Annotated in this window: 11 protein-coding genes; 3 read left to right on the top strand and 8 right to left on the bottom strand. The window is 64.1% G+C overall.

All coding sequences use genetic code 11. The features are described 5' to 3' along the window. Nucleotides 1–104 precede the first annotated feature (104 nt). Nucleotides 105–887 carry a sulfite exporter TauE/SafE family protein gene (locus A9762_RS21675; RefSeq protein WP_069344071.1) on the bottom strand — a complete coding sequence of 261 codons (783 nt, stop codon included), beginning with the start codon at nucleotides 885–887 and terminating at the stop codon, nucleotides 105–107. A 225-nt stretch (nucleotides 888–1112) separates the two neighbouring features. Between A9762_RS21675 and A9762_RS21670 the strand changes: the two genes are divergently transcribed. Further along, the gene (locus A9762_RS21670; protein WP_069344087.1) at nucleotides 1113–2456 is read left to right on the top strand and encodes a PLP-dependent aminotransferase family protein; all 1344 of its coding nucleotides are present in this window, start codon (nucleotides 1113–1115) and stop codon (nucleotides 2454–2456) included. Between the two features lie 143 nt (nucleotides 2457–2599). Here A9762_RS21670 and A9762_RS21665 read toward each other — a convergent pair whose 3' ends face one another. The 3 genes from A9762_RS21665 to A9762_RS21655 all read right to left on the bottom strand — a co-directional run bounded on the left by A9762_RS21665 (nucleotide 2600) and on the right by A9762_RS21655 (nucleotide 6873). Beyond that, entirely contained in the window at nucleotides 2600–4489 is a 1890-nt protein-coding gene (locus A9762_RS21665) for a glycoside hydrolase family 15 protein (protein ID WP_069344070.1), read from the bottom strand. Nucleotides 4490–4832: 343 nt separating this feature from the next. Beyond that, entirely contained in the window at nucleotides 4833–6092 is a 1260-nt protein-coding gene (locus A9762_RS21660) for a CaiB/BaiF CoA-transferase family protein (protein ID WP_069344069.1), read from the bottom strand. Nucleotide 6093: 1 nt separating this feature from the next. Continuing rightward, nucleotides 6094–6873 carry an enoyl-CoA hydratase-related protein gene (locus A9762_RS21655; protein WP_069344068.1) on the bottom strand — a complete coding sequence of 260 codons (780 nt, stop codon included), beginning with the start codon at nucleotides 6871–6873 and terminating at the stop codon, nucleotides 6094–6096. Between the two features lie 211 nt (nucleotides 6874–7084). Here A9762_RS21655 and A9762_RS21650 point away from each other — a divergent pair, with 211 nt between their 5' ends. Further along, nucleotides 7085–7759 (top strand): GntR family transcriptional regulator, encoded by a 675-nt coding sequence (locus A9762_RS21650; protein WP_069344086.1) that lies wholly within the window; start codon nucleotides 7085–7087, stop codon nucleotides 7757–7759. A gap of 54 nt (nucleotides 7760–7813) precedes the next feature. On the opposite strand, the gene A9762_RS21645 is transcribed toward A9762_RS21650, so the two are convergent. Next, complete coding sequence (locus tag A9762_RS21645; RefSeq protein WP_069344067.1) at nucleotides 7814–8533, bottom strand: GntR family transcriptional regulator; 720 nt, start codon at nucleotides 8531–8533, stop codon at nucleotides 7814–7816. Between the two features lie 323 nt (nucleotides 8534–8856). Between A9762_RS21645 and A9762_RS21640 the strand changes: the two genes are divergently transcribed. After that, nucleotides 8857–9615: a 2-keto-4-pentenoate hydratase gene (locus tag A9762_RS21640; RefSeq protein WP_069344066.1), complete on the top strand. Its 759-nt coding sequence runs from the start codon at nucleotides 8857–8859 to the stop codon at nucleotides 9613–9615. 40 nt (nucleotides 9616–9655) lie between these two features. Here the strand turns inward: A9762_RS21640 and A9762_RS21635 are convergent, their stop codons facing one another. The 3 genes from A9762_RS21635 to A9762_RS21625 form a co-directional block, all read right to left on the bottom strand. After that, nucleotides 9656–10918: an MFS transporter gene (locus A9762_RS21635; RefSeq protein WP_069344065.1), complete on the bottom strand. Its 1263-nt coding sequence runs from the start codon at nucleotides 10916–10918 to the stop codon at nucleotides 9656–9658. 464 nt (nucleotides 10919–11382) lie between these two features. After that, entirely contained in the window at nucleotides 11383–12333 is a 951-nt protein-coding gene (locus A9762_RS21630; protein ID WP_069344064.1) for a LysR family transcriptional regulator, read from the bottom strand. Between the two features lie 355 nt (nucleotides 12334–12688). Next, nucleotides 12689–13192 (bottom strand): NAD(P)(+) transhydrogenase (Re/Si-specific) subunit beta (locus tag A9762_RS21625; RefSeq protein WP_139133338.1); only part of this gene is annotated, 504 nt, incomplete at its 5' end.

Below are 13192 nucleotides of genomic sequence, written 5' to 3'. Positions count from 1 at the left end.
AACGAAAAAGTAAGGATTCGAAAGTATTACGGCAGATTGCACGACTTTCTTTACCCTTCCTCCCGCACGCCACCGACCGACATGCCCCCTACATGACATCCGGATCAGGCGAGATAGCCGGAGATGCCGTCCCATAGCAGCTTCATCGCCGTTACCACCAGCAAACCGTAGCAAGCGCGGTAAATCTGGCGTTGATCCAGATTCGCGTGTAGCCGCCACCCGGCGAACACGCCGACGGGGATCGCCCACAGGCAGATACCCATCAACACCCACACCGATCCCGTCGGGCGCACCAGCAGAAGCCACGGCACCGCCTTAGTCGCATTCCCGACGGTAAAGAACAGACTCGTCGTACCGGCGTACACCTCCTTGGTCAGGCCCAGCGGCAGCAGATACATCGCCAGCGGAGGACCGCCCGAGTGCGCGACCATCGTCGTCACACCCGACGCCACCCCAGCCGTAATCGCTTTCGGCGTGGAACGCTCCCGCGTTACCGGTTTTGCCCCGGACAGCAGCCACAACCCCACGAACATCAGCGTAATCACCGCCATCACGATCGAAATCGCGCGATGGTCGAGCACGCGAAACAACCCGTATCCCACGCCGATGCCCACCAGCAATCCCGGGACCAGTCGCGCAAGATCCGGCCGCGACCATGTCGACGGCTTCCAGTAACGCAGCGCGAACAGATCCATCGCAATGAACAGCGGCGCGAGAAGTCCCCCCGCACTCACCGGGTCCATGACGAACGACAGCAACGGAATCCCCACGATAGAGAAGCCGCCGCCAAAAGCGCCTTTCATGAACGCAATCAGAAACACGGCGGCGAACGCGACGACGGCGGTCGTCACTGTCAATTCAGGACCGGACAACAGAGGCAGCGCCATCACACACTTCCTGCCGACGCGCGGCCGTGCCGACATGGCAATGCGCCTGTGGCAAAGAATTCGACAAACCATGACTGAGCGAACACGAAGCGTCTCCTTTGGACGAATGCACCTGCAAGGGAATGGGGACAAGAGAACGTTGCAGACAAGCGGCAACGGCAGGTGCAAACAGAATGCTCCGATGTTAAAGTCGGTGCAATTAAAACATTGCTCTCGGTGCAATATATGACGAAGGCCGATTATCTGAAGCTCGCCGATCAAGTCGCGGCGGATATCGCCAATGGCACGCTGGCGCCGGGCGATCGTCTGCCGCCGCAGCGAGATTTTGCGGATGCGCAGGGCATTGCCGCGTCGACGGCGAGCCGCGTCTACGCCGAACTGCTGCGGCGCGGGCTGGTCGTGGGCGAAGTGGGACGCGGAACGTTCGTCTCGGGCGACGCGCGACGCGGTGTCGCCGCGCCGGGGGAGCCTCGCGGTGTGCGCATCGATCTGGAGTTCAACTTCCCGATTCTCCCGACACAAGCGGCGCTCATCGCCAGGAGTCTCGCCGGACTGGAGCGCCCTGCCGATCTCGAACTCGCATTACGCCCGGCCACGAGCGGCGGCACGGCCGCCGTGCGCGATACCGCAGCGAAGTTCCTCGCACACGGACCGTGGGCCCCGTCGCCCGATCAACTCGTCTTTACCGGCGCCGGGCGTCAGAGCATCGCCGCCGCGCTCGCCGCCGTCGTGCCGCCCGGTGGACGATGCGGTGTCGAAATACTGACGTATCCCTTCATCAAGGGGATCGCCGCGCGTCTCGGCGTAACGCTCGTGCCGCTGGCGATGGATGAGGGCGGCGTGCGCCCCGAAGCGATACAGAACGCGCACCGCGAAGGACAACTTGCCGCTGTCTATCTCCAGCCGACGTTGCAAAGTCCACTCGGCATGACGATGAGCCCGGCACGACGCGCCGAGCTGCTGCGCGTGGTCGAGACGCTCGACATCACCGTGATCGAAGACAACGTCTATGGCTTTCTCGACGACGCCACGCCGCTCGCGGCACATGCGCCGGAGCGCTGCGTCGTCGTGGACAGTTTGTCGAAGCGCGTGGCGCCGGGTCTGAATCTGGGGTTTCTCGTCGTCCCGCCGCGGCTTCGGGAAAGTGTGATGGCGGCGGTGCGCTCGGGCGGATGGGCCGCACCGGGCTACGCGTTCGCGGCCGCGCAGCGCATGATGCGTGACGGCACCATCGAGGAACTCGTGCGACTGAAGCGCCTCGACGCGCAGGCACGCCAACGGATCGCCGCCGATTGCCTCGCAGGCTTCGACGTGCGCACGAGCGGCAAGAGCTATCACCTCTGGCTGACGCTCCCTGCGCACTGGCGCTCACAGGCGTTGGTGGCGGCCGCGTCTCGCCACGACATCGGACTGACGCCATCGACGACGTTTGCCGTTACGCCAGGCCACGCGCCCAACGCCGTAAGGCTCGCGCTCGCGGGTCCATCCATGGAGCTGCTGGACACGGGATTGCGCACCCTCGCCGGGATTCTGAACGCCCGGGAAGACGACTTCGATCTGACGGAGTGAAGCAACGACGTGACACCGAAGCGACAGCCCATCGGTGCAACGACGAGGACGCAAATGGCGAGAGGCCGGACGAACCGGCCTCTGCGTTACGGGGCATCAACTCGACATCACGCCGATCTCGCCCATCACGCCCATCACGCCCATCATGCACGAATGGCGCGATACCCCACGTGCTCCAGATGCTCGAACCTGCCTTCGTCTTCGGTGTCGCCGTTGTCGCGATTGTCGGCTGCCCCGTCGGCACGATCGTCGTCGGCAAGCGCCTCGAGACGAATCGCCGCATGAACGAGCGCGATGTGCGAGAACGCCTGCGGGAAGTTGCCGACCTGTCGCTCGTGCGTCGTGTCGTATTCCTCGGCCAGCAGCCCCACGTCATTGCGCAACGACAACAACCGTTCGAAGAGCGCGCGCGCATCCGCGTGACGCCCGATCATCACCAGACAATCGACCATCCAGAAGCTGCACGCGAGGAACGCGCCCTCACCGGCCGGCAAGCCGTCGTCGACACGACTCGTGCGATAACGCTGCACCAGTCCGTCCTTCATCAATTCGCGCTCGACGGCTTCGACGGTGCCGATCACGCGCGGATCGTCCGGGGGCAGAAAACCCACCAGCGGGATCATCAGCACACTCGCATCCATCTCTGACGAACCGTAGGCCTGCATGAAGGCGTTGCGCGACTTGTCGAAGCCGTTCGCACAGACGTCGGCGTGAATCTCCTTGCACAGTTGCCGCCAGTGCGCCACCGGCCCCGGCAAGCCGAACCGTTCGGCCGACTTGATCGCGCGATCGAACGCCACCCATGCCATCACCTTCGAATAGGTGAAGTGCTGACGTCCGCCGCGCACCTCCCAGATCCCCTCGTCAGGCTCTCGCCACACGGTCTCGAGATGCGCCACGAGTTTCGTTTGCACTTCCCACGTGGCATCGTCCGGCGGCAGCCCGCCAAGGCGTGATTGATGCAGGGCGTCCATCACCTCACCGTAGACGTCCAGTTGCAACTGCCCGACCGCGCCGTTGCCCACGCGCACAGGCTTCGATCCTTCGTAACCGGGCAGCCAGTCGACCTCCCATTCCGGCAGACGCCGCTCGCCCGACAGCCCGTACATGATCTGCACCTGAGATGGCGCGCCCGCGACCGCACGCACCAGCCAGCGACTCCAGTCGCTGGCCTCGGTGTAGTAGCCGCCGAGCATCAGCGCCTGCAAGGTCAGCGTGGCATCCCTCAACCAGCAATAGCGATAGTCCCAGTTACGCTCGCCGCCCAACTGCTCGGGCAGCGACGTCGTGGGCGCCGCCACCACACCGCCCGTCGGCACGAACGTAAGCGCCTTGAGCACGATGAGCGAGCGACGAATCGCGCTGGACCAGCGCCCGTCGAGCTGACAGCGATTGGCCCACGTGCGCCAGTAGCGCTCGGTATCGGTGAGCGCTGCGAGCGGATCGATCTCGCGCGGATCGGCGTGGTGCGACGGCACCCGCGAAAGCACGAACGGCACGGTCTCGCCCGCCTTCACGTCGAAGCGCGCGCGCAGGCTTCCCGGCACATCCTGAATCTCGACGGGGGTGCGCATCACGACCTTGTCCGGTCCGGCGATGAGCCGCATGCCGGGGCCCGTGGGATCGTCGCTGTCGAGTGGACGCGACCACGGCACCGACGCCCCGTAATCGAAGCGCAGAATCAGCTCCATCGACATCGATACGGTGCCGTGTACGCCCTTCACCAGACGGACGAGATCGGCCGCGCCATCGCGCAACGGCATGAAGTCGATCACCGCGACGCAACCTTCGACCGTTTCGAAGCGTGTCTCGAGAATCAGGGTGTCGTCGTGATAGCGACGCGTGCAGGTCGCACGCGAGTCGTCGGGAGCAATCTTCCAGCGGCCATGCTCCGGGCCGCCGAGCAAGGCGGCGAAACACGCCGGGGAATCGAAGTACGGCCAGCAGAGCCAGTCGATGGAGCCGTCGCGCGCCACCAGCGCAGCGCTTCGGCAATCGCCGATCATTGCGTAATCTTCAATGCGTGCCGGCATGCTCACCTCGCGATCGTGAGAGAAACGATATCCCGCGATGCACGCTTCGGCGATCGCGGAACTGCAAGCGCAGAAAGCCCCATGGTACGCGCGTCGTGCTCGCGCGACCATCGTGGGGGCGTGGAAGCCAGCGATATGCCAGAGGTTGTGCCAGAGATTCTGCCAAGGGTCATGCCTTCCCTCCTTACGACGTTGCCGTCGGGTCAGATGAATCGGTGGCCGCACACGCCATTGTCACGGCCAGCTCAAAAAAACCGACCGGCCACCGAAAGGGAAGTTCTGACGAATTTAGCTTCGAAGCGTCAACTCGCGGCGAATCCGCATGAGAGACGCCCCGCATACATCATGCGTTCACCTCAGCCGTCTCTGTGAGCACATGCACCGCCCCCTGTGCGACGAGGTCTCGCACGTGCCCGGCATCGAAGCCGTATTCGGCCAGCACTTCGTAAGTGTGTTCGCCGAGCCGGGGCGCGGGACCGCCGGTGCACTTGGGCGTCTGTGAAAACCGAATCGGCAGGCCGATGCTGCGCGTCGGGCCATCCAGCGGATGGACGGTTTCGACGACCATCTCGCGCGCCACGATCTGCGGGTGCGACACGGCTTCCGAAATCGGCAGCACCGGCCCGACCGGCATGCCGACGGCATCGAGCCGCTCGACCCAGTGCGCCGTAGTGTCGCGCATCAGATAAGCGGTGAGGCGCTCGACAAGCGCCTCGCGATTCGCCGTGCGCCCGGCGTTGGTGGCGAAGCGGGGATCGCCGGCGATTTCGGGTGCGTCGAGCACCTGAAGCAGACGCTCGTAGTTCGCCTGATTCGCCGCGCCGATGTTGATCCAGCCGTCCTGCGTACGAAAGGCCTGATACGGCGTGCTCGTCGGATTCGCCGAGCCGAACTTCGGCGGATTTTCGCCGCTGGCGAAGAAATTGGCCGCGGCCCAGTACATCTGCTGAAAGCCCGCTTCGAGCAGCGACGTGTCCACGATCTGCCCTTCCCCTGTGCGCAAGCGGTGTGCGTACGCCGCCGAGATGCCGAGCGCCGCCAGAATGCCCGCGTTGATGTCGGCAATCGGCGAGCCCGCCTTGATGGGCGCCTGCCCCGGCTCGCCGGTCACGCTCATGAGACCGGAAAGCCCCTGCGCAATCAGGTCGAAGCCGCCCTTGTCCGCATACGGCCCCGTGCGGCCGTAGCCGGAGATCGAGCAATAGATCAGGCCCGGGTTCGCCTCGCGCAGCGTCTCGTAGCCGAGCCCCAGCTTCTCCATGGTGCCTTTGCGGTAGTTCTCGGTGACGACGTCCGCACTCGCGAGCATCTTGCGCAGCACGGCGCAGCCGCCGTCAGTCTTGAGGTTGAGCGCAATGCCTCGCTTGTTACGGTTGAGCATCATGAACGACGCCGATTCGCCGTGCGAGAGGATCGGCGCGAACCGACGCGCGTCGTCCCCGTCCATCTTCTCGACCTTGATGACGTCGGCGCCCATGTCCGCGAGCATCATGCCGCACACCGGCCCGGACATGATGTGCGACAACTCGATCACTTTCACGCCCTGCAACGGGCCGGCCTTCTTCGTTTGCGCCACCTTCGCTCCTCCATTCGTCCCGGTCATGTCAGCGCCCCTCGAAAACCGGCATCGTCTTCGCGAGGAAGGCGCGGTAGCCAGCCTGAAAATCGGCCGTGCCGAAGCACGCGAATCCTTCGTCGATCTGTGCCGGCGTGAGCGGCTTGCCACTGACCAGTTCTCGTACGAAACGCTTGTGCCAGCGAGCGACGAGCGGTGCACCGGCGGCAATACGCTCCGCGCTCGCTAGGGCTTCACGCGTCACGTCGGCGTCGGATACCACACGCGTGACAAGACCGATGCGCAGCGCTTCCTGCGCGTCGAAAATCCGCCCTTCGAGCAGAATCTCGAGCGCCTTCGTCGGACCGAGCAGGTGGACGAGTCCAGACAACTCCGCGTGCGCCATCACCAGCCCAAGCTTGTTGATCGGTGCGCCGAAACGGCTCGATTCGCCACAGATCCGGATGTCGCAAGACGCCGCGATCTCCATGCCACCGCCAACGCAGATGCCATGAATCATCGCGACGAGCGGTACCGGACAGTTCGCCAGCGCGTCGAGCGTGCGGTGCATGAGCGCACCATAGGCCCGCGCCTGTTCGACATTGGCGCGATCCGTTTCAAACTCGGCGATGTCGTTGCCGGGCGCGAACGACTTCTCGCCCGCGCCGCGCAGCACGATGCAGCGCACATCCGGCGACTCGGACAACGTCAGGATGGTGTCCCCCAAGGCCTGCCACATCGGCTTGGTCAATGCGTTGAGCTTCTCGGGACGGTTGAGCGTGACCAGCGCGATTGCGCCGCGTCGCTCGGTCAGAACGGTCGATGCCACATTGCCTCCTTCAATCGCCGGCGCGCACCCAATGTCGTCCGGTTTCGATTTTTTGGTATACCAATTTTTTGTAAACGATAAAATCACCAGCACGTCATTGGCAAGCAGCAATGCTAAAAATAAGGGTTAACATGGAAAACCAAGCCATGACCGATTGACGGATGAAGACATCACCCTCAAAATTGGCATTCCATTTTTGCAATCCTCGCGCATGACCACCTCTGCATCGCTGAATGCCGCAGCCTACGAAGCCCTGAAAGCGCGCATCGTGCGCGGTGACCTGCGCCCGGGCGCGCCACTGTCCGAGCGCGCGCTTTGCGACGAGCTGGCGGTGTCGCGCACGCCGCTGCGCGAAGCGCTCAAGCGTCTGGCGAACGAGGGGCTGGTGGAGATTTCCGAGACACGCCGCGCGCGCGTGGCGCGGGTGAGCGTGGATGAAGTCGTGAATCTGCTCGCCGTGATGGCGGTACTGGAGGGACTCTCGGGCGAGCAGGCGTGCGAGAAGGCGTCCGATGCGGATCTGAACGAGTTAACGCGCTTGCAGGACGAGATGGAAGCCGCTTACGCACGCACCGATCATGCCGCCTACTTCGCGCTGAACCAACAAATTCACCTGAGCATTCTGCGCATGGCGGACAACGGGCCGCTGGCCGAATACTTCCACAACCTCAACGCCCGGCTGCGCCACGTGCGTGAGCGTCTGACACCCACGCCTGAGCGCTGGCGTCAGGCCGTCGATGAGCATGCGGAGATGCTCGCCCTGATGCGTCGACGCGATGGCAAACGACTACGCACGCTGATGGAAGCTCACTTGCGCAGCAAGACCGACGCTTACGTCGCCGCGATGCTCAACGAAGGGCTCGTCAGCATGAGCCGCGCGGCCTGATGGCGCGCGGTCCTGTCCAGCAGCAGACCTGTCAGACTTGAGGCTTGCCGCCGCTCAGGCGGCAACGCGCACATTCGCGAGAACCGCCGCGCACTTCGCCATGAGGTGACCCCGCAGCAGCCGGCCGAGGGCCACACCATCTCGCCGATGCAGTGCGCGCAACATCTCGACGTGCTCGTCGATCGCACGCTCCCACTTGCCCGCGTGCAGATTGGAGCGAAAGCGCAATGCCTGAAGCCGGTGATTGACCGCCTGATACATCTGCGTGAGCGCGGGGTTGCGCGCCGCCGCGTTGATGCGGTCGTGAATCCGTTGATTGCAGTCGAAGTAGCCGGGCAGATCGCCGTTCGCGTAGCAGGCGTCCATTGCGCTATGGAGTTCCTGAATCTCGTCGAATTCGACCTGCGTGATGCGCTCGCAAGCCAGTTCCCCCGCCAGCGCCTCGAGACCGCTCAGCAATTCGAACGCATCGGCGATATCGCTCGCGGACAGCGTCACGACGCGCGCGCCGCGATTGGGCAGCAAATCGATGAGACGCTCCACCGCCAGCATCTTCAACGCCTCGCGCAACGGCGTGCGCGACACGCCCAGTTGTTCGCACAGTGCGCGCTCGTTCAGATGCGAGCCCGGCGGCAGCACGCCTTCGGTAATCATCTTGCGCAGACGGTCCATCACGGCGAGATGCAGCGCCTGACGGCTGATCGGCTGGCTGGCCGCAACGTCGGGCGGATGGATGGTGTGATCGCGTACGGCATTCAAAGTCACGGAGTGCATAGGCTTGCCCTGGTCATTCGTTTCGGAAGGAAAGACAACGACGGTACGCACAGCACTTTCGCAAGCGGCGACGATCACAGTCAGAGGTATGCCGCACACGAAATCACGCAATATTTCTCGGAATATTACTAATTATTACGAAATATTACGAGGATCGATTCTCGCAGATCGACGCCGTTTTGACTACGTTATGTGGTGTTTTCACCGAGAAAGCGACATGTTTGCGTCGCACCGCAACATCGCCTGAATTTTGTATACGATGTGTGGCGACATGCGACCGGCGACTGACCGGCGCATCGCCCTTCCCCTAGGAGATTCGCAAGATGTTCGAGACCCAACCCGCCGTCGAATCGCTGGCCCGCCTGCTGGCCGACACCCGTCGCGGCGACACGCCCATCGATTCGCCCGCCGCCGCGCTGCTGCCGGCCGACGCCAACGCCGCTTACGCCGTGCAATTGCGCACGCTGGATCTGCTCGGCGACACGATCGCCGCCTGGAAGGTCGGTGCGAAGACGCCGACGGACCTGCCGAACTGCGCACCGATCCCGGCGTCCGTGGTGAGCGATGCCGGTGGCGCGCTCGCACTCGACGACTTCTTCCGTCCGGGACTCGAACTGGAGATTGCGTTCCGTCTGGCGCGCGACATCAAGCCGGGCCGATACGACGAGCGCGAAGCGATGATGTTCGTGGACGATATGCTCACCACCATCGAAATCACCGACAGCCGCTTTGCCGAGAAGGGCCTCGACAGCCGATTCGCACTGGCCGACCTCCAGAACAACGGTGCGCTCGTGATCGGTAGCGGCCGCGGTTACGACGCCGGCTTCGATTACCTCAAGCCGAAGGCTGTCTTCACGCTCGATGGCCGCGACATCACCCCGGAAAAAGTCTTCAATACCGGCGGCGATCCGCGCGCCCTGCTCACCTGGCTCGTCAATCACAACGGCAAGCGTGGCATCACCATGCGCGCGGGCGCGATCATCACGTGCGGCTCGTACGTCGGCATGATCCCTGCGGCCGGCAAGGGCGAGTTGCGCGGCACCATCGAGGGCATCGGCGAAGTGGCCGTCACGCTGAAGTAAGCGCGCTCAAGTCTCCTCGGCGCGCCCGAAGCCCCGTCGCTTACTTGCTCTGCGACTCGGGCTTTGCGGTGCGCCCGTCCACGCCCGCCAGCATCTTCGGCGCCAGCAGCGCAATCGGCACGATGCACAGCAACCCGGCGCCCAGTGCCACCGGCAAGCTGATGCCGTGGGCGATCGCACCGATCAGCACCGGCCCGATCAGCAGACCAAGATAAGCCAGACGCGCCATCACCGCGATGGCTTCGGCGCTCGCCATTCCCGCACTGCGCGCCACTTCCCCCGAGGCGGCAAACATCACCGGCATGACGTTCGACAGGCCCAGCCCCGCCAGCGCGAAGCCTGCAACCGCCGCAGCCGGTTCACGCCAGAACAGCGCGAGCAGCACCCCGCCGACACACAGCAGACTACTCACGCGCAGCAGACGCGCCCCGCCCATGCGGGCGCGCACCGGGTCACCGCTGAAACGTCCGGCAGCCATGCCGACAGAGAACGCCGCGTATCCGGCGCCGATCCACGCCCCCTGCGCCGAGACCACTTCGCGCATATAGACCGCCGTCCAGTCGTACATGGCGCCTTCCACGACCAGTCCGAGGAACGCCAGCACGCCAAAGCCCGTGAGCTTGCGATGCAGTTGACGGCGTGCCGCCTCGCTCAGTGCCGGCGGCGGCGTGTGCTTCGCGCGAGACGCTTCACCGTCGCTCCCGACCGGCGCTTCACCGGGCAACATGTCAGGCTGCATGAAGCGCGCGCCGACCACGATCACCACGGCACAGCCGAGCGCCGCGAGACCGAGGTGCCACTGCGGCGATCCGTGATGCGCGAGCCAGGCGCCACCGACCAGCGCCCCGGCCATCCCGCCGAGACTGAAGCAGCCGTGCAACGACGCCATGATCGGTTTGCGGTAACGCGCTTCGAGCGTGGCGGCCTGCGCGTTCACGGCCACGTCGTAGGTCGCGTTCGCCGCGCCGTAGAGTGCCAGCCATCCCACCAGCGCCCAGTAGTTCGGCATCGAGAGAATGAAGGCGCTCGTGAGCGCGAGCGCGATCCCCGAATGCAGACTGGCGCGCTGGCTGCCGGCGCGCCCGACCCAGCGGGCCATGCGCGACATCGTGACGATAGCGCCGCCGGCCACGGCAAACATCGCCACCGACAGGCTCGCATCGTTCAGGTCGAACATCGCCTTGACGGTGGGCACATGCACGCCCCACGTCGCATAAAGAAAACCGCTGCAAAACAGCAATGCCATCGTTGCCGCGCGCGCAGGCCAAAAGCCCGTGCGCGGCTGCGCAATATCAGAAGTCATGGAAATTGGAGAAATGCAGGCGTGACGCGGCAGAGACTTCTGCGTTGTCGTTTGATGAGGATGTGCGAGTCGACAGCGTTGCGGAACTCGCAATCGATGTTGAGAATTCTAGCGCACTCTACGTGACAGTACAGTGCTCGTTTCGCAACATCGCGGCCAAAGGGCGTCGGCTACGCGTCAATGTGACGGTGAAAAAAGCGGGATGGGGGCATGCCGGACAGCCTACCGAACCGCGATCAGGCGCGTAACTTATCCACCGTTTTTGTTCACAAAGCTGTGGACAACGAACGGAGCACGCTACCCAAGCGCTTGATCGGATTGAGGTTTTCGAGGGATGCGATCAGACGGCGACACTCGCAGGCAAATCGCCTTCGAGTGTCGTCGGCTTATCCACAGATTTTGTGTTCAAGTCTGTGGACAAGTCCTTGATGAGGATAGGCAAGTCGTTGATTCGAATCGGGGATTCAGTTGACCACGCCCGCCGCAGCAGCTTGCGCCTGTTCGATGGCCAGCGCGAATCCCTTGTTACGCTCGCGCACCACGCGATGAATCAGCTCCCACACGGTATGGGCGACGGGCGAAAGCGAGCGGTTCTTGCGACGCACCAGCACGATGTTGCGCTCGAAGGCGGGCAGCAACGGACGCACCGCCAGCGTGGAGTTCTCCGGCAGCGGCAACGCCAGCGGCGGCAGCACGCTCACGCCCAGTCCCTCCTGCACCATGCGGAAGATGGTGCTCACGTGTCCCAGCTCCTGCGTGATGGTGCCCTGCACCTTCTGCGTCGTGAGCGCGCGATCGATCAGCGGACGGCTGCCCGAACTCTGATTGAGCAGCACGAGGTTTTCGCCCGAAAGCTCCGACCAATGCACGGCCGCCTGCGAGGCGAGCGGATGATCGGTACGGCAGACGAGACAGAACGGCTCGCTCATCAGATGCTCGGTCGTCAGATCGTCGGCACCTTGCGGCGCCACCACGATACCGAAGTCCACGTCGCCCGCACGCACGCTATCGAGCACCGCGCGTTGCATCTGGTCGACGAGCGCGAGTGCGATATCGGGATAGGTGGCCTGCGACGCCAGCAGCACGCGCGGCATCAGCGTGGCGGAGATGGTCGGCGCCGCACCGATGCGAACGCGTCCCGTCGTGCGCGCCTCTGCGCCGTGGGTCTGGAGCAGCGCAATTTCGAGCTCGTCGAGCACGCGATCGAGGTTGCTCGCGAGCGTGACGCCGGCATCCGTGAGCGCCACTTCGCGCGTCGTGCGATCCACCAGACGCAGGCCCAGTTGCCCTTCCAGTTCGTTGATGCAGCGGCTGATGGCCGGTTGTGTCAGGCCGATCTCGGCGCCCGCGCGGCTGAAGTTCTTGCTGCGCGCCACGACCATGAAGACCTTGAGTTGTCTCAGCGATACGTTCATAAGGGTTTGTCCTTCGTATTTCCGGGCTCGTGAACGTGTTCTACCGGTCGACTGGCAAGGCGCCCGCAGCGCCGCTTGGCTGCCCCAAGCAAGCTGCGGGCAACGCCGCCAGACGGCCGGTAGGGCACGTTCCCTCCGGGTTGCCCACCCATGGGGGCGATCGCGGCGTCATGATCCTCGCGAATATTCCCGATATTCGCTTCGGATCAATCCTTGCGCTCGCCCCCATGGCCGGGCAACACGAGCCCGGAAATACGAAGGACAAACCCTTTGCCCTGCCAGTAAGTAGACCTACGAGCCATCGAAATGGCGAAGGCGCGCCGCACACGGCGGCGCGCCCCGTACACGTCTTCGATCAGGCCGCCGCCTTGACCATTTCCTCGACGACCTTCTTCGCGTCGCCGAAGACCATCATGGTCTTGTCGAGGTAGAAGAGATCGTTGTCCAGCCCGGCATAGCCCGCCGCCATCGAACGCTTGTTGACGATGATCGTCTTGGCCTTGTAGGCCTCGAGAATCGGCATGCCCGCGATCGGCGATTGCGGATCGTTCTTCGCCGCGGGGTTCACCACGTCGTTCGCGCCGAGCACCAGCACCACGTCCGTCTGGCCGAATTCACCGTTGATCTCGTCCATTTCCAGCACTTGATCGTAGGGGACTTCGGCTTCGGCGAGCAACACGTTCATGTGCCCCGGCATACGACCCGCCACGGGGTGAATCGCGTAGCGCACGTTCACGCCCTTCTCGACCAGCTTGTCGGTCAGTTCCTTGAGTGCGTGCTGTGCACGGGCCACGGCCAGACCGTAACCCGGCACGATCACCAGCGATTCGGCGTTGCTCATGAGGAACGCGGCGTCGTC

The organism is Pandoraea sp. ISTKB (assembly GCF_001721285.1).
Taxonomy (GTDB): Bacteria; Pseudomonadota; Gammaproteobacteria; order Burkholderiales; family Burkholderiaceae; genus Pandoraea; species Pandoraea capi.
This window is presented reverse-complemented; position numbering and strand designations above follow the sequence as displayed.

Coding starts and splice junctions, on each gene's coding strand:
- A9762_RS21665 (WP_069344070.1), bottom strand. CDS start 4,489: ATGCCGGCACGCATTGAAGATTACGCAATGATCGGCGATTGCCGAAGC.
- A9762_RS21670 (WP_069344087.1), top strand. CDS start 1,113: ATGACGAAGGCCGATTATCTGAAGCTCGCCGATCAAGTCGCGGCGGAT.
- A9762_RS21635 (WP_069344065.1), bottom strand. CDS start 10,918: ATGACTTCTGATATTGCGCAGCCGCGCACGGGCTTTTGGCCTGCGCGC.
- A9762_RS21630 (WP_069344064.1), bottom strand. CDS start 12,333: ATGAACGTATCGCTGAGACAACTCAAGGTCTTCATGGTCGTGGCGCGC.
- A9762_RS21640 (WP_069344066.1), top strand. CDS start 8,857: ATGTTCGAGACCCAACCCGCCGTCGAATCGCTGGCCCGCCTGCTGGCC.
- A9762_RS21660 (WP_069344069.1), bottom strand. CDS start 6,092: ATGACCGGGACGAATGGAGGAGCGAAGGTGGCGCAAACGAAGAAGGCC.
- A9762_RS21645 (WP_069344067.1), bottom strand. CDS start 8,533: ATGCACTCCGTGACTTTGAATGCCGTACGCGATCACACCATCCATCCG.
- A9762_RS21650 (WP_069344086.1), top strand. CDS start 7,085: ATGACCACCTCTGCATCGCTGAATGCCGCAGCCTACGAAGCCCTGAAA.
- A9762_RS21675 (WP_069344071.1), bottom strand. CDS start 887: ATGGCGCTGCCTCTGTTGTCCGGTCCTGAATTGACAGTGACGACCGCC.